19 protein-coding genes are annotated in these 21270 nt (G+C 73.2%); 12 read left to right on the top strand and 7 right to left on the bottom strand.

Going from position 1 to position 21270, the window contains the following annotated elements:
- The first annotated feature begins 150 nt into the window (after positions 1–150).
- The 3 genes from IE248_RS00180 (at position 151) to IE248_RS00170 (ending at position 3418) form a co-directional block, all read left to right on the top strand.
- Positions 151–993 (top strand): GNAT family N-acetyltransferase, encoded by an 843-nt coding sequence (locus IE248_RS00180; RefSeq protein WP_037791071.1) that lies wholly within the window; start codon positions 151–153, stop codon positions 991–993.
- Positions 994–1105: 112 nt separating this feature from the next.
- Positions 1106–1675, top strand: a complete 570-nt coding sequence (locus tag IE248_RS00175; protein WP_037791074.1) for a GNAT family N-acetyltransferase — start codon at positions 1106–1108, stop codon at positions 1673–1675.
- A 45-nt stretch (positions 1676–1720) separates the two neighbouring features.
- Entirely contained in the window at positions 1721–3418 is a 1698-nt protein-coding gene (locus IE248_RS00170) for a proline--tRNA ligase (protein ID WP_190029729.1), read from the top strand.
- Positions 3419–3455: 37 nt separating this feature from the next.
- Here IE248_RS00170 and IE248_RS00165 read toward each other — a convergent pair whose 3' ends face one another.
- Genes IE248_RS00165 through IE248_RS00150 form a run of 4 tightly spaced genes read right to left on the bottom strand, consistent with a single transcriptional unit; the run spans position 3456 to position 6398 of the window.
- Complete coding sequence (locus IE248_RS00165) at positions 3456–4382, bottom strand: slipin family protein (RefSeq protein ID WP_190029728.1); 927 nt, start codon at positions 4380–4382, stop codon at positions 3456–3458.
- Positions 4383–4424: 42 nt separating this feature from the next.
- Positions 4425–5327 (bottom strand): aminoglycoside phosphotransferase family protein, encoded by a 903-nt coding sequence (locus IE248_RS00160; RefSeq protein WP_008737680.1) that lies wholly within the window; start codon positions 5325–5327, stop codon positions 4425–4427.
- Between the two features lie 16 nt (positions 5328–5343).
- Positions 5344–5802, bottom strand: a complete 459-nt coding sequence (locus IE248_RS00155) for a ferritin-like domain-containing protein (protein WP_229895069.1) — start codon at positions 5800–5802, stop codon at positions 5344–5346.
- Positions 5799–6398, bottom strand: a complete 600-nt coding sequence (locus tag IE248_RS00150; RefSeq protein ID WP_190029726.1) for a hypothetical protein — start codon at positions 6396–6398, stop codon at positions 5799–5801. Before IE248_RS00150 ends, IE248_RS00155 begins: the two co-directional genes overlap by 4 nt.
- A gap of 156 nt (positions 6399–6554) precedes the next feature.
- On the opposite strand from IE248_RS00150, the gene rimP reads away from it, so the two are divergent.
- The 8 genes from rimP to IE248_RS00110 all read left to right on the top strand — a co-directional run bounded on the left by rimP (position 6555) and on the right by IE248_RS00110 (position 14937).
- Positions 6555–7067: a ribosome maturation factor RimP gene (gene rimP / locus IE248_RS00145; protein ID WP_008737684.1), complete on the top strand. Its 513-nt coding sequence runs from the start codon at positions 6555–6557 to the stop codon at positions 7065–7067.
- A 2-nt stretch (positions 7068–7069) separates the two neighbouring features.
- Positions 7070–8080 carry a transcription termination factor NusA gene (nusA, locus tag IE248_RS00140; RefSeq protein ID WP_008737686.1) on the top strand — a complete coding sequence of 337 codons (1011 nt, stop codon included), beginning with the start codon at positions 7070–7072 and terminating at the stop codon, positions 8078–8080.
- 160 nt (positions 8081–8240) lie between these two features.
- The gene (locus tag IE248_RS00135; RefSeq protein WP_008737688.1) at positions 8241–8528 is read left to right on the top strand and encodes a YlxR family protein; all 288 of its coding nucleotides are present in this window, start codon (positions 8241–8243) and stop codon (positions 8526–8528) included.
- A gap of 148 nt (positions 8529–8676) precedes the next feature.
- Positions 8677–11796: a translation initiation factor IF-2 gene (gene infB / locus IE248_RS00130; protein ID WP_073776440.1), complete on the top strand. Its 3120-nt coding sequence runs from the start codon at positions 8677–8679 to the stop codon at positions 11794–11796.
- 152 nt (positions 11797–11948) lie between these two features.
- Entirely contained in the window at positions 11949–12242 is a 294-nt protein-coding gene (locus tag IE248_RS00125) for a DUF503 domain-containing protein (RefSeq protein WP_008737690.1), read from the top strand.
- Positions 12243–12282: 40 nt separating this feature from the next.
- Positions 12283–12732: a 30S ribosome-binding factor RbfA gene (gene rbfA / locus IE248_RS00120; protein ID WP_008737692.1), complete on the top strand. Its 450-nt coding sequence runs from the start codon at positions 12283–12285 to the stop codon at positions 12730–12732.
- Positions 12729–13664, top strand: a complete 936-nt coding sequence (truB, locus tag IE248_RS00115; RefSeq protein ID WP_008737694.1) for a tRNA pseudouridine(55) synthase TruB — start codon at positions 12729–12731, stop codon at positions 13662–13664. Before rbfA ends, truB begins: the two co-directional genes overlap by 4 nt.
- A gap of 307 nt (positions 13665–13971) precedes the next feature.
- The gene (locus IE248_RS00110; protein WP_190029725.1) at positions 13972–14937 is read left to right on the top strand and encodes a bifunctional riboflavin kinase/FAD synthetase; all 966 of its coding nucleotides are present in this window, start codon (positions 13972–13974) and stop codon (positions 14935–14937) included.
- A gap of 82 nt (positions 14938–15019) precedes the next feature.
- On the opposite strand, the gene IE248_RS37090 is transcribed toward IE248_RS00110, so the two are convergent.
- The 3 genes from IE248_RS37090 to eccE all read right to left on the bottom strand — a co-directional run bounded on the left by IE248_RS37090 (position 15020) and on the right by eccE (position 19403).
- Positions 15020–17266 carry an SCO5717 family growth-regulating ATPase gene (locus IE248_RS37090; protein WP_229895068.1) on the bottom strand — a complete coding sequence of 749 codons (2247 nt, stop codon included), beginning with the start codon at positions 17264–17266 and terminating at the stop codon, positions 15020–15022.
- A 170-nt stretch (positions 17267–17436) separates the two neighbouring features.
- The gene (locus IE248_RS00100; RefSeq protein WP_008737702.1) at positions 17437–18135 is read right to left on the bottom strand and encodes a hypothetical protein; all 699 of its coding nucleotides are present in this window, start codon (positions 18133–18135) and stop codon (positions 17437–17439) included.
- Positions 18132–19403: a type VII secretion protein EccE gene (gene eccE, locus IE248_RS00095; RefSeq protein WP_124289388.1), complete on the bottom strand. Its 1272-nt coding sequence runs from the start codon at positions 19401–19403 to the stop codon at positions 18132–18134. Before eccE ends, IE248_RS00100 begins: the two co-directional genes overlap by 4 nt.
- Before the next feature lie 259 nt (positions 19404–19662).
- Here eccE and eccB point away from each other — a divergent pair, with 259 nt between their 5' ends.
- Positions 19663–21261 carry a type VII secretion protein EccB gene (gene eccB / locus IE248_RS00090; RefSeq protein ID WP_190029724.1) on the top strand — a complete coding sequence of 533 codons (1599 nt, stop codon included), beginning with the start codon at positions 19663–19665 and terminating at the stop codon, positions 21259–21261.
- Positions 21262–21270 lie beyond the last annotated feature (9 nt).

The raw sequence follows: 21270 nt of genomic DNA, 5'->3' as shown, positions 1-21270 counted from the left end.
GCGGTCTTCCGCAGCACTTCGGTCCCGGCCCCGTTCCCGCAGCTCGCGGGCGGGGCCGGGGCTTTTTCGTGACCTGGGAGACAGGGCATCCCACGGCGCCGCCGGGTACAGTGCGGAGATCAGCAGACTTGTACGGTGAGGCCCCCAGTGTTGACGCAGACCACCACCCGGGTCCTTGAACCCAGTGATCTCGACGCCGCGCTCGCCATCCTCGGACGCGAGCCGGTCGAGAACGCGTTCGTCACCTCCCGCGTCCAGGTGGCCGGGCTCGACCCCTGGCGCCTGGGCGGCGAGATGTGGGGCTGGTACGCCGACGGCGAGCTCCGCTCCCTCTGCTACGCGGGCGCCAACCTCGTCCCCGTCTGCGCCGGACCCGACGCCGTACGCGCCTTCGCGGACCGCGCCCGCCGCACCGGCCGCCGCTGCTCCTCCATCGTCGGCCCGGCCTCCGCCACCCGGCTGCTGTGGCAGCTGCTGGAGCCCACCTGGGGTCCCGCCCGCGACATCCGCTCCCACCAGCCGCTCATGGTCACCGAGCAGCCCTCCGCCGAGGTCCGCCCCGACCCGCTGGTCCGCCGGATCCGCAAGGACGAGATGGACCTGATCATGCCCGCCTGCGTGGCCATGTTCACCGAGGAGGTCGGCATCTCGCCGACCGCCGGCGACGGCGGGCTGCTCTACCAGGCCCGGGTCGCCGAGCTCGTCGCCGCCGGCCGCTCCTTCGCCCGCATCGAGGACGGCAAGGTCGTTTTCAAGGCGGAGATCGGCGCCGCCACCTCCCGCGCCTGCCAGATCCAGGGCGTCTGGGTGGCCCCCGAGTTCCGCGGCCGAGGCCACTCCAAGACCGGAATGGCCGCCGTCGTCGAATTCGCGCTGCGCGACGTGGCGCCCGTGGTCAGCCTCTACGTCAACGACTTCAACACCGCCGCGCGGGCGGCCTACCGGCGCGTCGGCTTCCGCGAGGTGGGCGAGTTCATGAGCGTCCTGTTCTGACCCGGCGCCCGCCCGCGGGGCCGCCCCGGCGGCCCGGACCGGACGGCCGGATCGCCCGCCCCGGCCCTCGACGCCATACCGGCGCGCCGGGGCCGCGAAGTAAGGTCGCCGCATGCTGCCTACGCCCGGGCTCGACCCCGACCGGCCCGCCGGACTCCGCATCGGCCCGCTCGACCTCGCCGCCCGCGTGGACGAGGCGCTGCGCGTCCAGGCCGTGGCCTTCGGGCTCAGCCAGGAGGAGGTCGGCATCCGGCGCTGGATCGTGCAGCGCCACATGACCTGCCCCGGAGCCCGCGCCCTCGGCGCGTACACCGACGACGGGGCGCTCGCCGGGTTCGTGTACGGGATGCCGAACGACCGCGCGCACTGGTGGTCCACGATCGTCGAGCCGTACCTGCGCTCCGGCGGCCACGAGGACTGGCTCGACGGCTCCTTCGTGATCACCGAACTGCACGTCCACCCCGGCTTCCAGGGCCACGGCGTCGGCCGCGCCCTCATCACCCGGATCACCGACGGCGCCGCCGAACAGCGCTCGATCCTCTCCGCCGTCGACACCGACAGCCCGGCGCGCGGGCTCTACCGGGCGCTCGGCTACACGGACCTCGCCCGCCGGGTGCACTTCCCGAGCGCGAGCCTCCCGTACGCCGTGATGGGCGCCCCGCTGCCGCTGCGCAGGCCCTGAAAATCCCGTTTCGGGGCGGGCGGGGGCTGCCGGTAGCCTCCCGGCATGGCAACGCAACACGTACAGCGCATGTCCCGCCTCATGGCCAAGACGCTCCGCGAGGACCCGGCGGACGCCGAGACCCTCAGCCACAAACTGCTGGTCCGCGCGGGCTATGTCCGCCGCAGCTCGGCCGGGGTGTGGACCTGGCTGCCGCTCGGCAAGCGGGTCCTCGACAACGTCTCGCGCGTCGTGCGCGAGGAGATGGACGCGATCGGGGCGCAGGAGGTGCTGTTGCCCGCGCTGCTGCCGAAGGAGCCGTACGAGGTCAGCGGGCGCTGGTCGGAGTACGGGGACCTGCTGTTCCGGCTCAAGGACCGCAAGGGCGCCGACTATCTGCTCGGCCCGACCCACGAGGAGATCTTCACCCTGGTGGTGAAGGACCAGTGCACGTCCTACAAGGACCTGCCGGTCATGCTCTACCAGATCCAGACCAAGTACCGGGACGAGGCGCGGCCGCGGTCGGGCGTGCTGCGGGGCCGCGAGTTCCAGATGAAGGACTCGTACTCGTTCGACGTGTCGGACGAGGGGCTGGCGGAGTCCTACGCGCTGCACCGGGCCGCGTACCGGCGGATCTTCGAGCGGCTCGGCCTGGACCACCGGATCGTCTCCGCGGTCTCGGGGGCGATGGGCGGTTCGGCCTCGGAGGAGTTCCTGGCGCCCGCGACGGCGGGGGAGGACACCTTCGTGGACTGCCCGTCCTGCGACTACGCGGCGAACACCGAGGCCGTGACGTTCGCGGCGCCCGCCGTCGACGGCGCCGGGCACGCCCCGGCGCAGGAGATCCCCACCCCCGACACCCCGACGATCGAAGCCCTCGCGGCGCACCTGGGCGTGCCGGCGTCGGCGACGCTGAAGAACCTCCTCGTGAAGGTGGACGGCGAGATCGTGGCCGTCGGCGTACCGGGCGACCGGGAGGTCGACCTCGGCAAGCTGGGCGAGCATCTCGCCCCGGCGGTCGTGGAGTTGGTGACGGCGGAGGACTTCGCGGACCGGCCCGATCTGGTACGCGGCTACGTGGGCCCGCAGGGCCTCGACAAGGTGCGCTACCTGGCCGACCCCCGTGTCGCGCCCGGCACTTCATGGGTGACCGGCGCCAACAAGGCGGACACGCACGCCCGGAACGTGGTCTGCGGCCGGGACTTCGAGGTCGACCGGTACCTGGACGTCGTGGTCGTCGAGGCGGGCGACCCCTGCCCCTCCTGCGGCGCGGGACTGCGGCTCGACCGGGCGATCGAGATCGGTCACATCTTCCAGCTGGGGCGCAAGTACGCGGACGCGTTCGGGCTGGACGTGCTGGGCCGGGAGGGCAAGCCGGTCCGGGTCACGATGGGCTCCTACGGCATCGGCGTCTCGCGGGCTGTGGCCGCGCTGGCCGAACAGACCGCGGACGAGCGGGGTTTGTGCTGGCCGGCGGAGGTGGCCCCGGCCGACGTGCACGTGGTCGCGGCGGGCAAGGCGGTGCCGCTGGCGCTGGCCGAGTCGGCCGCCGAGGCGCTGTCGGCCTCCGGGCTCCGCGTCCTGCTGGACGACCGCGCGGGGCTCTCGCCCGGTGTGAAGCTGACGGACGCGGAGCTGATCGGCGTTCCGTGGATCCTGGTGGCGGGCCGCCGCTCCGGCGACGGCGTCGTCGAACTCCAGCACCGCCCCACGGGCACCCGCGAGGAACTCACGCTGGACGAGGCACTGGCCCGGCTGACCTGACCGGGGCCGCCGCCCCGGAGCCGGGGCCGGTCCGCCGTCAGGCGGGCGGGCTGCCGGCGGCGGGGTCCCGGGCCGGCAGCGCCGGGGCCGAGCCGTTCACGGTCGGCAGCGCCGGGGGCACGGTGTCGGGCGCGGCGGGCGCGGGCGCGGCCGCAGCGGGCGGGGCGGGCGCCGCCGGGGGGTTCGGGGGCGGAGCGGGGTCCGACGGAGTGGCGCGTTCGAGGAAGCGCAGGAGCTCCACCGGGAACGGCAGCACCAGGGTGGAGTTCTTCTCCGCGGCCACCGCCACCACCGTCTGCAACAGGCGCAGCTGGAGCGCCGCCGGCTGGTCCGACATCACCTCCGCCGCCTCGGCCAGCTTCTTCGAGGCCTGGAGCTCCGCGTCCGCGTTGATGACCCGGGCGCGGCGCTCCCGGTCCGCCTCCGCCTGGCGGGCCATCGAGCGCTTCATGGTCTCCGGCAGCGAAACGTCCTTGATCTCGACGCGGTCGATCTGGACGCCCCAGCCCACCGCCGGGCTGTCGATCATCAGCTCCAGCCCCTGGTTCAGCATCTCGCGGTTCGACAGCAGATCGTCCAGGTCCGACTTCCCGATGATCGACCGCAGCGAGGTCTGCGCCATCTGCGACACCGCGAACCGGTAGTCCTCCACCGCGATGATCGCGTTCGCCGCGTCGACCACCTTGAAGTACACGACCGCGTCCACCCGCACCGTGACGTTGTCCCGCGTGATGCCCTCCTGCGCGGGCACCGGCATCGTCACGATCTGAAGGTTCACCTTCTTCAGCCGGTCCACGAACGGCACGATCGTGGTGAGCCCCGGTCCCCGGATCCCCGACCGCACCCGGCCCAGGCGGAACACCACGCCCCGCTCGTACTGCTTGACGACCCTGGCGGCGGCGCCCAGGTAGACGACGGCTCCCACTCCCGCGGCGATCCCCGCGGCCAGCAGTTCTTCGACCATGACGGCCCCCTGCCGGACATACGTTCCTACCTACGGTATGCCCTACAACCAGGCCGCGAACTCCAGCAACAGCTCCGCGTCCCGGCGCCGCCCCGCGGCCAGCGCCCGGTTGCCCGACTCCACCGCCCGGAACAGCGTCCAGCCCCGCAGCCGGTCCCGGTCCACCTCCAGCGAATCCGCCAGCTTGTTCACCCGCCGCCGCGCCCCCGCCGCGCCGGCGGAAGAGGCGACCTGGTCCTCCAGCCGGTCCCGGACCAGCCGCGCCAGGTCGTACGCCCGCTCGCCCACCAGCGGGTCCGGGCCCACCGTCAGCCACGGCGCCCGCTCGCCCGCCAGCACCTTGCCCTGCCGGAAGTTCCCGTGCAGCAGCAGTTCCTCCTCCGGGGCCGCCGTCAGCTCCTCGCGCGCCTCCAGCGCCGCCCCGGCCAGCGCCGCCACCTCGGCCGGAGCCGACCGCAGCGCCCCGGCCTGCGCCTTCGTCCGCTCGGCCACCGTCTCCCAGCCGTGCCCGGAGCCCGGCGCCACCCACAGCCTGCGCAGCGTCCCGCACGCCTCCAGCAGCGCCTTCGCCTCCGGCAGCGACCGCAGCGACACCTCCGGGTGCAGCCGCTCCAGCAGCAGCGCCCCGTCCTCCTCGTGGTGGCGGGTGTCGAGGACCCGTACGGCCCCGAACCCGCCCCAGTGCGCCAGCGCGGCCAGCTCTAGGTCCGGGCGTGCCGACGGCGGAGCCAGCTTCAGGGCCGCCGGGGTGCCGTCGGCGTACCGGACGAGGACGAGCAGACTGCTCCGCCCGCCCGGGGCCTGCACCCGCTGGGCCCGCACTTCACGCCGGGTCAGCGCCGTCTCGGCGAGCTCGGGCAACTGCCCCAGCCAGTCCGCGTCCTGGGCCGGTTCCGGCGTCTCGCCGAGCGCCCGTACAAGCCGCTGCGGCGGTTCGAAAGCCATGCGTGCGGGGTCCCTTTCAGCTGGTCCGGGCTCCTGCGGAGCGTTCCGTGAGCCCAGGGAAGGCTACGCCGACACCGCGCCAGCGCGCCGCGCGCACGGCCGCGGCGGTCAGCGCGTCGGCCGCCTCCCGGCGCAGCCCGCCCTCCGCCGCCCGCACCAGATCGGAGTACGCGCCGGCCACCCGGTCCTCGATGTCGGCGGCCAGCCGCTCGGCGTCGGCCGGGTCGCGCACCTCGAACGGAAGGGCGTACGCCGCCTCCGCCGGCCGCGGCGCACCGCCCAGCTCGCGCACCGTCCGGGCCAGCGCGTCACGCCGCGCGACATGGGCGCCGTACGCGTCCCGGGCCTCGGCCGCGCGCGCCCCGGAGGCCCGGGCGCCGATCACGCCGTAGCCGTACGCGGCCGCGTGCTCGGCCGCGAGCGCGGACTGCGCCGCGACCAGGGCCCGGCCGGCGGGGGAGGGTTCGGGCTTCACGAGGCGGCTCCCGGGGTCGAGGTCAGCAGGTACGCGTGGACGGCGCCGCACGCCGCCACCGAGGCCAGCAGCCGCGCCAGCTCCCCGGGGGCGCCGGCCAGGGCGACCGTCCGGGCCTCCGCCAGCGACCGCTCGGCGTCGGCGAGCGCGGTCAGCGCCTCGGCGGGCTTCGCCGGGACGGCCGCCGCACTGGGCGCCGCGGCCGCGCCGGCGGGCGCCGAAGCGGGCGCCGAAGCGGACGGCGAACGGGACGCACCGGAGCGCGAGCCGGACACCGAGGGAGAGGCGGAAGGACCGGTCTTCACCGGGCCCGCGACGGCCAGCGCCCCGGTGTGCTCCGCGACCGCCCCGCGCAGCGGGGCCAGCCGCGCCGCCAGGTCCGGATGGGCGGCGGCGGTGGCGTCGTAACGTTCCAGCAGTCGCTCGCTGTCACGGACGGCCGCCTCGCGCATCCGCCGTTCGAGTGGAACTCCGGTGTCCGCGTCCGAGGAGCCGCTCCCGTCGGAGCACCCGGCGAGCAGCGCGCCGCCGGCCACGCCGGCGGCTCCGGTGAGCAGACTCCTTCGCGAGGGCCTCAAGGTCTGTGTCCAGGGCACGGCGACGTCCTCGGGGTGATGGGCGGGGCAACGTGTGATCACGGTACCCGGGGGCCCCTCCGGAGCGCGGACGGCAACACCCTCCGCGACCGGATACCCTTTGACCTGACACACGACGGAAACCACAACAGCACACGCGGCCGAGGAGTCACCCGGATGAGCACCACCCAGAGCGACAGGCTGCGCGGATTGCTGGAGCCGCTCGTCGCCGCCAAGGGCCTGGACCTCGAAGACATCGAGATGTCCAAGGCGGGCAAGCGCCGGATGCTGCGGGTCATCGTGGACTCCGACGAGGGCGTGGAGCTGGACACCTGTGCCGAGCTGAGCCGCGAGATCTCCGACCAGCTCGATGAATCCGACGTGATGGGCGAGGACGAGTACGTCCTCGAAGTGAGCTCGCCGGGCGCCGACCGCCCGCTGACCGAGCACCGCCACTACGTCCGTGCCCTCGGCCGTCTCGTGAAGTTCCAGCTGACCGCCGGGGACGACAAGGGTGCCGGGGAACTGGTCGCCCGCATCCTCGACGTCGACGACGAGGGCATGGACCTCGAAGTTCCGGGCGTGAAGGGCCGCAAGGCGACCGCCCGCCGCATCGCTTTCACCGACATCGCCAAGGCGCGTGTCGAGATCGAGTTCAACCGCAAGGACAAGAAGGAAGAGGAGGCGTAGCCGTGGACATCGACATGAGTGCCCTGCGGGGTCTGGTCCGGGAGAAGGAGATCTCCTTCGACCTGCTCGTCGAGGCGATCGAGTCGGCCCTCCTCATCGCGTACCACCGCACCGAGGGCAGCTTCCGGCGTGCCCGCGTCGTGCTCGACCGCACCAACGGTCACGTGGTCGTATGGGCGACGGAAGACCCGAGGGACCTCGAAGAGGGGCAGGAGCCCAAGGAGTTCGACGACACCCCGTCGGACTTCGGCCGGATCGCCGCGACGACCGCCAAGCAGGTGATCCTGCAGCGTCTGCGCGACGCCGAGGACGACCTGACGTTCGGCGAGTTCGCCGGCCGCGAGGGCGACGTCATCACCGGTGTCGTCCAGCAGGGCAAGGACCCCAAGAACGTCCTCGTCGACATCGGCAAGCTGGAGGCCATCCTGCCCGTGCAGGAGCAGGTCCCCGGTGAGGACTACACGCACGGCCTGCGTCTGAAGACGTACGTCGTGCGGGTGGCGAAGGGTGTCCGCGGCCCGTCCGTGACCCTGTCGCGGACCCACCCCAACCTGGTGAAGAAGCTGTTCGCCCTGGAGGTCCCGGAGATCGCCGACGGCAGCGTCGAGATCTGCGCGATCGCCCGTGAGGCCGGTCACCGCACCAAGATCGCCGTACGGTCCACCCGCGCCGGACTCAACCCGAAGGGCGCCTGCATCGGCCCGATGGGCGCCCGTGTGCGCAACGTCATGGCCGAGCTGCACGGCGAGAAGATCGACATCGTCGACTGGTCGGACGACCCGGCGGAAATGGTCGCCAACGCCCTGTCACCCGCCCGGGTGAGCAAGGTCGAGGTCGTCGACTGGGACACCCGCTCCGCGCGGGTGACCGTTCCCGACTACCAGCTGTCGCTGGCCATCGGCAAGGAGGGCCAGAACGCCCGCCTCGCCGCGCGGCTCACCGGCTGGCGCATCGACATCCGCCCGGACACCGAGCCCGCCGAAGGCGCGGACCGGGACCGGCGCGGGGAATAAAACCGCTACCGGCCGGTGCTTCCGGCCGGTAGACAGGGATCCCGCGGGCCGGGATCCGATCCATCCGGTCCCGCAAGGATCAGGACAACAACGACGTCCGTTCGATCTTTCGCCCGTAACTTGTCGGGGGAGAGGTCGGTGCGGGGAGGTAGACTTAGGCGTGTCTGGCCGGACGCAAGCCCGCGCATGCCCCGAACGCACCTGTGTGGGGTGTCGGGAGCGAGCGGCCAAGAGCGATCTGCTGCGCATCGTGGCGATCGGGGACGAATGCGTCCCCGATACACGCGGTACGCTGCCCGGCCGGGGTGCGTACGTGCACCCCGCCGCGGTCTGCCTCGACCAGGCGGTCCGCCGCCGGGCGTTCCCCCGGGCCCTCCGGTCCGCCGGAACGCTCGACACGACGGAACTGCGCAAAGCCCTGGCCGGTGAGGCCGGGGCGACACCGTAAGAAGTAGTACGGCACGGATACCCCGTGCGGTCAGGTACCTCGCGAGTTGGAAGTAGGTCGAGATTGCGATGAGCACTCGATGAGTACGCGATGAGTACGCCCATGAAGTAGCGACGGTCCGGCGTAACCCGGACCTAAAAGGAGCGAAGTGGCTAAGGTCCGGGTATACGAACTCGCCAAGGAGTTCGGGGTGGAGAGCAAGGTCGTCATGGCCAAGCTCCAAGAACTCGGTGAATTCGTCCGTTCGGCGTCCTCGACGATCGAGGCGCCGGTTGTACGCAAGTTGACTGACGCACTGCAGGGGCCCGGCGGCAACGCCGGCAAGTCCGCTGCGAAGCCCGGCGCGCCCCGCAAGGCCGCGCCCGCCAAGCCCGCGGCGCCCTCCCCGGCCGCCGCGGCACGTCCTGCTGCCCCGAAGCCCGGCGCACCGGTGGCTCCCAAGCCCGCCGCTGCCGAGGCTCCGGCCGTCAGCGCCCCGGTGACCCCGGCCGCCCCCGGCCCGCGTCCCGGTCCCAAGGCTCCGGCCGCCCCGAAGCCCGCTCCGGCGGCTCCCGTGGCGACCGAGTTCTCCGCGCCTCCGGCGGCCCCGGCCGCCCCGGCGCGCACCGAGCGTCCCGCCGCGGCCCCCGGCCCCCGTCCGGCGCAGCAGCGTCCGGCGGCCCAGGGTGGCCAGGCCGGTGCCCGTCCCGGCGCTCCGCGTCCGGCCGGCACCGCTCCCGGTGCTCCGGGCCAGCGCCCCCAGGGTGCTCAGGCCCCGCGTCCCCAGGGCGCCCGTCCGGCCGGTCCCCGTCCGGGCAACAACCCGTTCACCTCTGGTGGCTCCACCGGCATGGCGCGCCCGCAGGCGCCCCGTCCGGCCGGCGCTCCCCGTCCCGGTGCCCCCGGCGCCGGCGGCGGCCAGGGTGCTCCCCGCCCGCAGGGTGGTCCCGGTGGCGCTCCGCGTCCGCAGGGTCCCGGTGCGGGTCGTCCGACCCCGGGCGGCATGCCCCGTCCGCAGGGCGGCGCCCCGCGTCCGGGCGGTGCCCCCGGTGGTAACCGTCCGAACCCGGGCATGATGCCGCAGCGTCCCGCTGCCGGTGGTCCCGGTCCCCGTCCCGGTGGCGGCCCCGGTGGCCGTGGTCCCGGTGCGGGTGGCGCGGGTCGTCCCGGCGGTGCCGGTCGTCCCGCGGGCGGCGGCTTCGCCGGCCGTCCGGCCGGTCCGGGCTCGCGTCCCGGCGGCGGTGGCGGCTTCGGTGGCCCCCGTCCCGGTGGCGGCGGCTTCGGCGGCGGTCCGGCCGGTGCCGGTGGCGGCGGTCGTCCCGGCTTCGGCGGGCGTCCCGGTGGTCCCGGTGCCCGTGGTGGCACGCAGGGTGCCTTCGGCCGTCCCGGCGGTCCGGCCCGTCGTGGTCGCAAGTCCAAGCGTCAGAGGCGCCAGGAGTACGAGGCCATGCAGGCCCCGTCCGTCGGCGGCGTGATGCTGCCGCGCGGTGGCGGCGAGACCGTGCGCCTGTCGCGCGGTGCCTCCCTCACCGACTTCGCGGAGAAGATCAACGCCAACCCGGCGTCGCTCGTCGCCGTGATGATGAACCTCGGCGAGATGGTCACTGCCACGCAGTCCGTCTCCGACGAGACCCTCGAAATGCTGGCCGGCGAGATGAACTACGTCGTTCAGATCGTCAGCCCGGAGGAAGAGGACCGCGAGCTCCTCGAGGGCTTCGACATCGAGTTCGGCGAGGACGAGGGCGGCGAGGAATACCTCATGCCGCGTCCGCCGGTCGTGACCGTCATGGGTCACGTCGACCACGGTAAGACCCGACTGCTCGACGCCATCCGCAAGACGAACGTCGTCGCGGGCGAGGCCGGTGGCATCACGCAGCACATCGGTGCGTACCAGGTCGGTACCGAGGTCAACGGTGAAGAGCGCAAGATCACCTTCATCGACACCCCGGGTCACGAGGCGTTCACCGCCATGCGTGCCCGTGGTGCGAAGTCGACCGACATCGCGATCCTCGTGGTCGCGGCCAACGACGGCGTCATGCCGCAGACGATCGAGGCGCTCAACCACGCCAAGGCCGCCGGCGTCCCGATCGTCGTCGCGGTCAACAAGATCGACGTCGAGGGTGCCGACCCGGTCAAGGTGCGCGGTCAGCTCACCGAGTTCGGTCTGGTCGCCGAGGAGTACGGCGGCGACACGATGTTCGTCGACATCTCCGCCAAGCAGGGTCTGCACATCGACTCCCTGCTGGAGGCCGTCGTCCTCACCGCCGACGCCTCGCTCGACCTCCGCGCCAACCCCGAGCAGGACGCTCAGGGTATTGCGATCGAGTCCCACCTCGACCGCGGCCGCGGTGCCGTCGCCACCGTCCTCGTCCAGCGCGGTACCCTCCGCGTCGGCGACACGATGGTCGTGGGCGACGCCTACGGCCGAGTGCGCGCCATGCTCGACGACAAGGGCAACAACGTCGAGGAAGCGGGTCCGTCGACCCCCGTCCTGGTCCTGGGTCTCACCAACGTCCCCGGCGCCGGCGACAACTTCCTCGTCGTCGACGAGGACCGCACCGCCCGTCAGATCGCCGAGAAGCGTGCTGCGCGTGAGCGCAACGCCAACTTCGCCAAGCGTGTCCGCCGGGTGTCCCTGGAAGACCTCGACTCGGTCCTCAAGGCCGGTCTGGTCCAGGAACTCAACCTCATCATCAAGGGCGACGCGTCCGGTGCGGTCGAGGCTCTCGAGTCCTCGCTGCTCCAGCTCGACGTCGGCGAAGAGGTCGACATCCGCGTCCTGCACCGCGGTGTGGGTGCGGTCACCGAGTCGGACATCTCCCTGGCGATGGGCTCCGACGCCATCGTCATCGGTTACAACGTCCGTGCGGCCGGCCGTGCCGCGCAGATGGCGGACCGCGAGGGCGTCGACGTCCGCTACTACTCGGTGATCTACCAGGCCATCGAGGAGATCGAGGCGGCCCTGAAGGGTCTCCTCAAGCCGGAGTACGAAGAGGTCGAGCTCGGTACGGCGGAGGTCCGCGAGATCTTCCGCTCGTCCAAGCTGGGCAACATCGCGGGTGTTCTCATCCGCTCCGGCGAGGTCAAGCGCAACACCAAGGCGCGGCTCCTGCGCGATGGCAAGGTCATCGCCGAGAACCTCACCATCTCCGGTCTGCGCCGCTTCAAGGACGACGTCACCGAGATCCGCGAAGGCTTCGAGGGCGGTATCAACCTCGGTTCCTACAACGACATCAAGATCGACGACGTCATCGCGACGTACGAGATGCGCGAGAAGCCGCGCGCGTAAGCGCGAGGCGGTTCGCACCGTGTCGTACACCGGGGCCGGTCGGCGGAATATCCGTCGATCGGCCCCGGCCGTTGCGTGTACGGTTCTGGTGACCCTGCCGAGCGACGGCCGGCAGGCCACCGAACCCGCACCGGCGGGATATCCGGAACTGCATGTACGTGGGGACTCTGTCCTTCGATCTGCTCCTCGGCGACGTTCACTCGCTGAAGGAGAAACGCTCCGTCGTCCGGCCCATCGTCGCCGAGCTCCAACGCAAGTTCTCCGTGAGCGCGGCCGAGGTGGGCGACCAGGATCTGCACCGCAGGGCTCGCCTGGGGGTCGCCCTGGTGAGCGGGGACGCGGGGTTCGTGTCGGACGTACTGGACCGCTGCGAGCGGCTGGTCGCGGCGCGTCCAGAAGTGGAACTGCTGTCGGTACGACGGCGCCTCCACGGTGATGAAGACTGACTTATAGCTTGTCTGCAAGACAGAAGAAGGAGACGGACCAGTGGCCGACAATGCGCGGGCGAAGAAGCTGGCGGACCTCATCCGGGAGGTGGTGGCCGAGAAGCTGCTGCGCGGAGTCAAGGACCCCCGCCTCGGTACGCACGTGACCATCACGGACACCCGCGTCACCGGCGACCTGCGGGAGGCCACGGTCTTCTACACGGTCTACGGCGACGACGAGGACCGGGCCAGCGCGGCAGCGGGCCTGGAGAGCGCCAAGGGCGTGCTGCGTTCCGCGGTCGGCCGGGCGGCGGGAACCAAGTTCACGCCCACCCTGACCTTCGTCGCGGACGCCCTCCCGGAGAACGCGAAGACCATCGAGGACCTCCTCGACAAGGCGCGCTCCTCCGACGCCCAGGTGCGCGAGGTCTCCTCCGGCGCCACGTACGCCGGTGAGGCCGACCCGTACAAGAAGCCGGGCGACGACGACGAGGACGCAGCCGCGGAATGAGCAGGCAGGCAGGAAAGAAGCCGGGGGGCACCTCCGGGCCGGAGGCCGCGGGAGGGCTCGTCATCGTCGACAAGCCCTCCGGCTTCACTTCGCACGACGTCGTGGCCAAGATGCGCGGGATCGCCAAGACCCGCCGCGTCGGGCACGCCGGCACGCTCGACCCGATGGCCACGGGCGTCCTCGTGCTCGGCGTCGAGAGGGCGACCAAGCTGCTGGGTCACCTGGCGCTGACGGAGAAGGAGTACCTCGGGACGATCCGTCTCGGGCAGGACACCCTCACCGACGACGCCGAAGGCGAGATCACCTCGTCGACGGACGCCTCCGGGGTCACCCGCGAGGCCGTCGACAAGGGCATCGCCAAGCTGTCCGGCGAGATCATGCAGGTCCCGTCCAAGGTCAGCGCCATCAAGATCAAGGGCGTGCGCTCCTACAAGCGCGCCCGTGACGGCGAGGACTTCGAGATCCCGGCCCGGCCGGTGACCATCTCGTCGTTCCAGGTGTACGACATGCGGGACGCGGAGGCCGAGGACGGCACCAAGGTCGTCGACCTCGTCGTCTCCGTCGTCTGCTCCAGCGGTACGTACATCCGCGCCCTGGCGCGCGACCTCGGCGCCGACCTCGGCGTCGGCGGTCACCTCACCGCGCTGCGGCGCACCCGCGTCGGGCCGTACAAGCTCGACCGGGCGCGGACCCTGGACCAGCTCCAGGAGGAGCTGACCGTCATGCCGATCGGCGAGGCGGCGGCCGCTGCGTTCCCGCGCTGGGACCTGGACGCGCGGCGGGCCTCGCTGCTCGCCAACGGCGTACGGATCGACATGCCGGACGAGTACGCGGAAGGCCGCACCGTCGCTGTCTACGGGCCGGAGGGGCAGCTGCTCGGGCTCGTGGAGAGCAAGGGCGGCAAGGCGAAGTCGCTCGCGGTCTTCGTCTGAGCACGGAGCCCGGTTGACGTGGAGCGGTGAGCGCTCAGTGCCTGCCGCTCACCGCTCCACGATCCCCCTCGGGTAGGTGTCTATCCACCCGGACCCTCCTCTTCACCCGTCCGAGCAGGCGCTCGGAGTGACTGGAGGAGCGTAAGGGGGCGCTTTCGCCGCGCCCGCCCGGATGTGACCTGAGCCGCAACCCGACGCGGAGCGGCCGGGAGCCGGACGCCGATGCGGGTCGCCGCGCACCGGCATGGCAGTCTTAGACCTGCAATCAGTACAGGGACTACACGGGTTCGGGCGAGGAGCGGTCACAGTGCAGCGCTGGCGTGGCTTGGAGGACATCCCCCAGGACTGGGGACGCAGCGTCGTCACCATCGGCTCCTACGACGGCGTGCACCGGGGACATCAGCTGATCATCGGACGGGCCGTGGCCCGCGCCCGTGAGCTCGGCGTCCCCTCGGTCGTCGTCACCTTCGACCCGCACCCCAGCGAGGTCGTGCGGCCCGGCAGCCACCCGCCGATCCTGGCGCCGTACGACCGGCGGGCCGAGCTGATGGCCGGACTGGGTGTCGACGCGCTGCTGATCCTGCCGTTCACGGCGGAGTTCTCGCAGCTGTCCCCGGCGGACTTCATCGTGAAGGTGCTCGTCGACAAGCTGCACGCGCGCGCCGTCATCGAGGGCCCGAACTTCCGCTTCGGCCACAAGGCCGCCGGGAACGTGCACTTCCTGCGCGAGCTGGGCGGCACGTACGACTACGAGGTCGACGTCGTGGACCTCGTCGAGCGGGGCGAGGCGGGCGGCGGCGTGCCGTTCTCCTCGACGCTGGCGCGCCGGCTCGTCGCCGAGGGCGACATGGACGGCGCGGCCGAGATCCTCGGCCGGCCGCACCGGGTCGAGGGCGTCGTGGTGCGCGGTGCGCAGCGCGGGCGCGAGCTCGGCTACCCCACGGCGAACGTGGAGACGCGGCCGCACACCGCGATCCCGGCGGACGGGGTGTACGCGGGCTGGCTGACGGCGGACGGCGAGCGGATGCCGGCGGCGATCTCGGTCGGCACGAACATCCAGTTCGACGCGACCGACCGGACCGTGGAGGCGTACGCGATCGACCGGATCGGGCTGGACCTGTACGGCAAGCACGTGACCGTCGACTTCCTCGCGTACGTGCGGGGGATGGCGAAGTTCGAGTCGCTGGACGGGCTGCTGGAGGCGATCGCGGACGACGTGAAGCGGGCGCGGGTGCTGACGGAGACGTACGACGCGCCGCGCCGCGTTCAGTAGGCGGCAGAGCAACGGGCAAGGGCCCGTACCGTCCTGGGACTTGGGTTCCAGGGGGTACGGGCCCTTCGCGTTGCCGTGTCCGTCAGCCGAGGCGCGGATCGCGCGGGGGCTGCCCCGGCTGCGGGTAGGGCTGCGCGTACGGCTGAGGCTGCTGCGGGGGCTGCTGCTGGTACGGGTACGGCTGCTGCGGCGCCTGGGGCTGCTGGAGTTGCTGGGGAGCCGACTGCGGGGCCTGCTGCTGCGGTGCGCCCCAGTGGGCCTGGGGAGCCTGCTGCTGCGCGCGGACGAAGTCCTCGGCGACGAGCGCGGAGAGGTTGAAGTACGCCTCGCGCGTCTTGGGCCGCATCAGGTCGAGGTCGACCTCGGCGCCGGTCGCGAGGTGCTCGTCGAACGGGACCACGACCACACCGCGGCAACGGGTCTCGAAGTGCTGGACGATGTCCTCGGTCTTGATCATCTTGCTGGTCTCGCGGACCCCCGAGATGACGGTGAGGGAACGCGAGACGAGGTCGGAATACCCGTGCGCCGAGAGCCAGTCGAGCGTGGTGCTCGCGCTGCTCGCCCCGTCCACGGAGGGCGTCGAGATGATGATCAGCTGATCGGCCAGGTCCAGGACGCCGCGCATGGCGGAGTAGAGGAGGCCGGTGCCCGAGTCGGTCAGGATGATCGGGTACTGGCGGCCGAGCGTCTCTATGACGCGGCGGTAGTCCTCGTCGTTGAAGGTCGTCGAGACCGCCGGGTCCACGTCGTTGGCGATGATCTCCAGGCCGGAGGGCGCCTGCGAGGTGAACCGCCGGATGTCCATGTACGAGTGCAGGTACGGGATCGCCTGGACCAGGTCCCGGATCGTGGCGCCGGTCTCGCGGCGCACCCGGCGGCCGAGGGTTCCGGCGTCGGGGTTCGCGTCGATGGCCAGGATCTTGTCCTGGCGCTCGGTGGCGAGGGTGGCGCCGAGCGCGGTGGTCGTCGTGGTCTTGCCGACGCCGCCCTTGAGGCTGATGACGGCGATGCGGTAGCAGGACATCACCGGCGTACGGATCTGCTCCAGCTTGCGCAGCCGCTCGGCCTCGGCCGCCTTGCCGCCGAAACGGAACGGGGAGCGCTGGGGCTTGGATTTCTGCTTGCCGCGCAGCAGGCGGTCGGAGGACAGCTCGACGGCGGCGGTGTAGCCGAGGGGCGCCCCACCGGTGGCCTGGCCGGCCGGGTAGCGGGGGTCGTACTGCGCCTGCGCCTGCGGTTGCTGCCACTGTGCCTGGGCGCGGGGGTCGTACGGGGCCTGCGGCTGGGCCTGGGCCTGGGCCTGGGGCTGCGGCTGGGGAGCCGGAGCGGGCGGGAACCCGTACCCGTGCGGAGGCGGCGACTGCTGCGGCTGCGGCTGCTCCGGGGTGGAGGGCGGGAACCCGTAGCCGTCCTGCTGCCCGGAAGCCGCGAACTGCGGCGGCAGCGAGGGCAGATCAGTGCCGGGGCCCGGCACGGGGGCGTACGGGTTGTCCACGGCGGGCGCGGCGTCAACCGGAGCGTGTCCCCCGAACGGAGCAGGCGCGGACACGCCCTGGTACGGCCCGGGCGCCGGGACGGCGTCGACCGGGGCCACCGGAGCGGGAGCCGGGGGGAACGGGGCCGGGGCCTCGGCGGGGGCCGGCGGGGCGGCCGGGTGCGGCTCGGGCGCGGGGACGGCGTCGGCCGGGGACTCGGCGACCGGCTCGGGGGCCGTGAACGGCGCGGGAGCGGGAGCCGGGGCCTCGAAGGGGGCCGGCGGGGCCGGAAGGTCGGCCGGGACCGGGGCCGGTGCCGGGGCCGGGGTTTCGGCGACCGGCTCGGGGGCCGCGAACGGCGCGGGGGCCGGGGCCGGAGCCTCGACGGGAGCCGGCGGGGCCGGGACGGCGTCGGCCACCGGGGCCGGGGTCTCGGCGACCGGCTCGGGGGCCGGGGTGTCGACAACCGGGGCCACCGGAGCGGGAACCGCGGTGATTGGGGCCGGGGCCTCGACGGGGGCCGGCGGGACGGCCGGGTGCGGCTCGGGTGCCGGGACGTCGGCGACCGGGGTCGCGGGGGCCGGGGTTTCGGCGGAAGGGGTCCGGGGGACAGGAGGGGCGATCCGCATGGTCGGGGGCGACACCACGTCCGTCGGGCGGTGCGGCTCGAAGCCGCTGCCCTCGGGCAGACCCGGCACCGGTGTGGCCGGGGCGGAGGCCGCGCCCTGCGTGTACCAGGCGGGCGGGGTGTAGTCGATGGTGAACTCGCCCGTCACCTCGGACTCCGCGTCGGACTGATCGTCCGTCGGGACGTCCCACGTCCCGCCGCGCCTCTCGTTCCGATCGCCGCTCACTGGTCCTCCTGGTCTGTCGAACACTGGTCCGGCGCCCGCCTCGACGCCACGCCCACACTCAGCCTAATCGTGCCCCGGCACGGCAGTCCGCACCGGAGTCCGCCCCGGTGGCGGCCGCCGCGCCGCGGCGCGTCTCCGGGCGACCTGACCACCGGACCACCGGCACCCGGTCAGTCGATCCGGCGCGACGGTCCCAGCAGGCCCGTCTCCGCCTCCGTGCCCTGGGTCATCACGAACTGCCGGTCGCGCGGAGTGCACCACAGGGTGACCCCGTCACCCAGCGTCGGCAGCGAATCCACCGCCGGACGCGGCAGGTTCATCAGCCGGCCGATCTCCTGCGCCTCGTCCGGGGACACCCGCTGCACACCCACCAGCGAGGAGTTCCGCAGCAGCCGCGGCGCCGCCGGGCTCAGGTACGGCAGCAGCGTCAGTACGGACTGCCAGGGTCCCGCCACCACCCGGCCGCGCGGCGGCCGCATGCCGCAGTCGCGGACCACCAGCACCGGGCTGCCCGCCGAGGCGCCCTGCGGCGGCACCCGGCCCACGTCGTGCAGCGTCACGCACGGCTGCCCGCCGCCCGCCGCCTGCGCGAGCCCGGACCAGACCTGCCCGCGCCCCGTCTCCACCGCGATCCGCGCGCCCGTGGCCGCCGCGCGCAGCGCCAGCACCTGGGCCGTCCACAGACCGCCGATCAGCGTCACCTCGTACGGAGTCGGCCGGTTGACGCCGAGCACCGCCGGGTGTCCCTCCGCGTCCACGCCGATGACGACCCCGTCGTCGCCGACGGGCAGCGCCAGCGCGTCCAGATCCGCCGCCGGCACCACGTGCCGCTCCCGGCGCGGCCCCAGCAGCCCGTATCCGCCCCTCATCGCGCCCCTCCCAGCGGCAGCGAGGCCAGCAGCCCCGGCACCTGTTCACGGTCGAGCCGCACCAGCCCGGTCTTCACGCCCCGCGCCGTCCGCTCCAGTTCGCGGCGGGCCGCCACCAGCTCCTCGTCACTGCGCCCGGTGACCCGGACGTGCCCGGTCAGCGTGACGCCGTGCCGCTCGGCCGGGGCCATCGTCAGGCTGAAGTTCGTCGCCAGCGCGGGCAGCGAGGTCAGCAGCGCCACGAACTGCGGCAGCGCCGCACCGGCGCCGCCCAACTGCGGCCAGCGGCCTATCCAGTACGTGGTGTGCCGCCGGTCGTCGCACCGCCAGGCCCGCGGGGTCTCCTCCGTACGCCGGCCCGTGCTCGCCGAGCGTCCCGCCTGGGTGATCGCCATCGGGTTCGCGCACGAGGACGTCGCCAGCGCGGCCGTCAGCTCCTGCTCCGTCAGCACGGTGGCCCGGAACCCGGCCCCGGCCAGCCGGCTCGCCAGCTGGTCCGCGGCCCGCACCACGCACCGCTGGGCGCCCGCGAGCCCGCCGCCGCGCGCGGCGACCGCCTCCGGGCACAGCTCCGGGTCCAGCTTGAGCGCGATCCACGTCAGCCGCACCGCCGGACTGCCCGTCAGGGCCTGAAGCGGCGCGTAGTTGCGGGTGGCCATCGACTGGGCCGGCAGGTGCGGCGCGGGCGCCGGCTGGGTGTGCTGCACCAGCTGCGCGGACTCCAGCCTGATGCCGTCGACTTCGAGGACGTCCCGGACGGCCGCCAGCGGCAGCGGCCGCGCCCCCCGCTCGGGCCGCAGCGCGGTGGCATCCATGTCCACCTGGACGACCGCCGTCAGGAAGGTGCCGTCGCCGATCATCCCGACGGGCCGCCGGTCCCGGTCGCTGAAGGTCAGCGTCCGCAGCGCCGGATCGGCCTCGACCAGCGGGGCCAGCCCCGGCTCGGTGCCCGCGGGCACGGTCGCGGAGGCGGCCCGGCGCCGCCGGGCCCGCAGCGCCAGCGCGCCCCCGATCCACTCGGGCAGGGAGCGCTGGTGCCTGCGTACGACGGCGAGGACCACCAGGACCACCGCGAGCACGCCGGCGGGAACCAGCAGCAGCGGTCCGACCACCCACGCCACCAGCAGCCCGGCCGCCGCCAGCTGGAGGAGTACGAGCTGTTGCAATCGGAACGGACCGAACCGCCCCGGGCTGGACTTCGGATGCGGCGTCACCCCGCCGCGTGCGGGTGCGGCCGCGGCCGCCTGCGGCTCCGTCGCGGTGGCCATCACTCGCGCACCTTCCCTTTCCGGGGGCGGACCCCGAGGGACTCCGGGACGCGCGGCATCCGCCGCATGCCCCCGGAATCTCCCCAATCCACCCCAACAAGCCCTGATTTCCCCGGTGCCGGAGGTGCCGAGAGGCAACCGCACCCTACCCGGCCCCTGTCCACGCTCCGTCAAGAGGCATAGTAGGTCCCCGGTCCGACAATCGAGGCCCGGGGACCGTACTCACCGACCGGGCCGTGCGGGGGAGAAGCAGGCGGTCATGGCATCACGACGCGATGAGCTCAACGCGTACACCTTTGCGAAGCGGCGTACCGTGGCGGCGTTCCTCCAGCCCTCCGCCACGGGAACCGAGGAGGGCGCCCCCCGGCCGCTGCGCGCCGTCCTGCCCGGGGCGATCGTCGCCATGGTCGTGCTCGCCGGGTTCGGCGCCTGGGGCATGTTCAAACCGCAGGCGCCCAAGGGCTGGGACGCCCCCGGCACCGCCGTCATCGTCGGCAAGCAGTCGACGACCCGCTACGTCGTCCTCACCACCAAGGTCAACGGCAAGAGCCAGACGCGGCTGCACCCCGTGCTCAACCTGGCCTCGGCCCGGCTCCTGCTGGACCCGCAGAAGTTCAAGGTCATCCAGGTCGAGGACAAGGTGCTGGACGCGGGCAAGCCGCCGCGCGGCCCCATCATCGGCATCCCGTACGCCCCGGACCGGCTCCCCGCCACGGCGGACGCGGCCAAGGCCAAGCGCTGGGCCGTCTGCCAGCAGCCCGGCGGCAACGGGCAGGGCGTGCAGACCGCCGCCTTCGTCCTCGCCGACCGCGAGGCGGGCCTGATGGACGACGCCCGCAAGGTCACCGACGGCCAGGTGCTGTACGTCCAGAGCTCCGGCGGGTCCAAGGAGCGCTACCTCGTCGACACGACGGGGACGAAGTACAAGTTCCCCGAGGGCACCCCCGACGCCGGGAAGATCACCAACGCCCTCGTCGGTTCCGGGGCGGTCCCGCAGCAGGTCACCGAGGAGTGGCTGGCGACCCTCAACTCGGGGGACCCGCTGGAGTTCCCGCGGCTGCCGGCCACCGCCGGACCGGACGCCGGGGTGCAGGGGCTGGGCTCCGCCGACAACAAGGTCGGCATGGTGCTGCTGGCCCAGACGGGCTCCGGCACCCAGCACTACGTGGTGCTGCCCGGCCGGGTCGCGCCGGTCTCCGACTTCGTGGCCTGGCTGCTGATCTCCTCGCCCGCGACCGACGTGCTCAACATGAACGGCAAGCCGCACGAGGTGGACCTGCAGTCCCTCAACCCGGAGGCCACCGCCTTCAAGGCCGACGCCAAGTGGCCGCTGAAGAAGTCCGCCCAGATCAACCGGGCCCCGGCGGCCGCGGGCACCACCCCGGGCGCGGGCGGCTCCGGCTCGGGCTCCGGCGACCGCGACACCGTCTGCAACGTGCTGCGCTCCGTCGACGGTCAGGGCAACCAGACCCTGAGCACCTGGGCCGGCACCGGATTCCCCGTGGACATCGCCGCCAGCGGCACGAGCGCGTACGTCACCCCCGGCTCCGGCCTGCTCTACACCCAGATCCAGGGCAAGCAGACAAGCGCGGGCGGCGCCCTGTTCCTCGTCACCGACACCGGGCTGCGGTACGCCGTCCAGGCCAACGGCGACAGCGACGCCGAGAAGTCGAAGATCGGCGCGCCCGACCAGCAGCAGGGCGCCGGCTCCGACGGCCGGCCCGAGGCCAGCCAGGCGCAGATCCGGCTCGGCTACGGCGGGGTCGTCCCGGCCATGGTGCCCATCGCCTGGTCGGAGTTCCTCTCCAAGGGGCCCCGCCTGGACACCAACTCGTCGCGCCAGCCGCAGGGTTCATGAGGGAGCCGG

The organism is Streptomyces goshikiensis (genome assembly GCF_014650555.1).
Taxonomy (GTDB): Bacteria; Actinomycetota; Actinomycetes; order Streptomycetales; family Streptomycetaceae; genus Streptomyces; species Streptomyces goshikiensis.
The sequence above is the reverse complement of the archived record's forward strand: the minus strand, read 5'-3'. Positions and strand labels throughout refer to the sequence as shown.

What these genes read in the sequence shown, in the direction of transcription:
- IE248_RS00170 (WP_190029729.1), top strand. Translation starts at nt 1,721, where the DNA reads ATGGCAACGCAACACGTACAGCGCATGTCCCGCCTCATGGCCAAGACG.
- IE248_RS00165 (WP_190029728.1), bottom strand. Translation starts at nt 4,382, where the DNA reads ATGGTCGAAGAACTGCTGGCCGCGGGGATCGCCGCGGGAGTGGGAGCC.
- rimP (WP_008737684.1), top strand. Translation starts at nt 6,555, where the DNA reads ATGAGCACCACCCAGAGCGACAGGCTGCGCGGATTGCTGGAGCCGCTC.
- IE248_RS00100 (WP_008737702.1), bottom strand. Translation starts at nt 18,135, where the DNA reads ATGAGGGGCGGATACGGGCTGCTGGGGCCGCGCCGGGAGCGGCACGTG.
- eccE (WP_124289388.1), bottom strand. Translation starts at nt 19,403, where the DNA reads ATGGCCACCGCGACGGAGCCGCAGGCGGCCGCGGCCGCACCCGCACGC.
- truB (WP_008737694.1), top strand. Translation starts at nt 12,729, where the DNA reads ATGAGCAGGCAGGCAGGAAAGAAGCCGGGGGGCACCTCCGGGCCGGAG.
- IE248_RS00175 (WP_037791074.1), top strand. Translation starts at nt 1,106, where the DNA reads ATGCTGCCTACGCCCGGGCTCGACCCCGACCGGCCCGCCGGACTCCGC.
- IE248_RS00125 (WP_008737690.1), top strand. Translation starts at nt 11,949, where the DNA reads ATGTACGTGGGGACTCTGTCCTTCGATCTGCTCCTCGGCGACGTTCAC.
- eccB (WP_190029724.1), top strand. Translation starts at nt 19,663, where the DNA reads ATGGCATCACGACGCGATGAGCTCAACGCGTACACCTTTGCGAAGCGG.
- IE248_RS00160 (WP_008737680.1), bottom strand. Translation starts at nt 5,327, where the DNA reads ATGGCTTTCGAACCGCCGCAGCGGCTTGTACGGGCGCTCGGCGAGACG.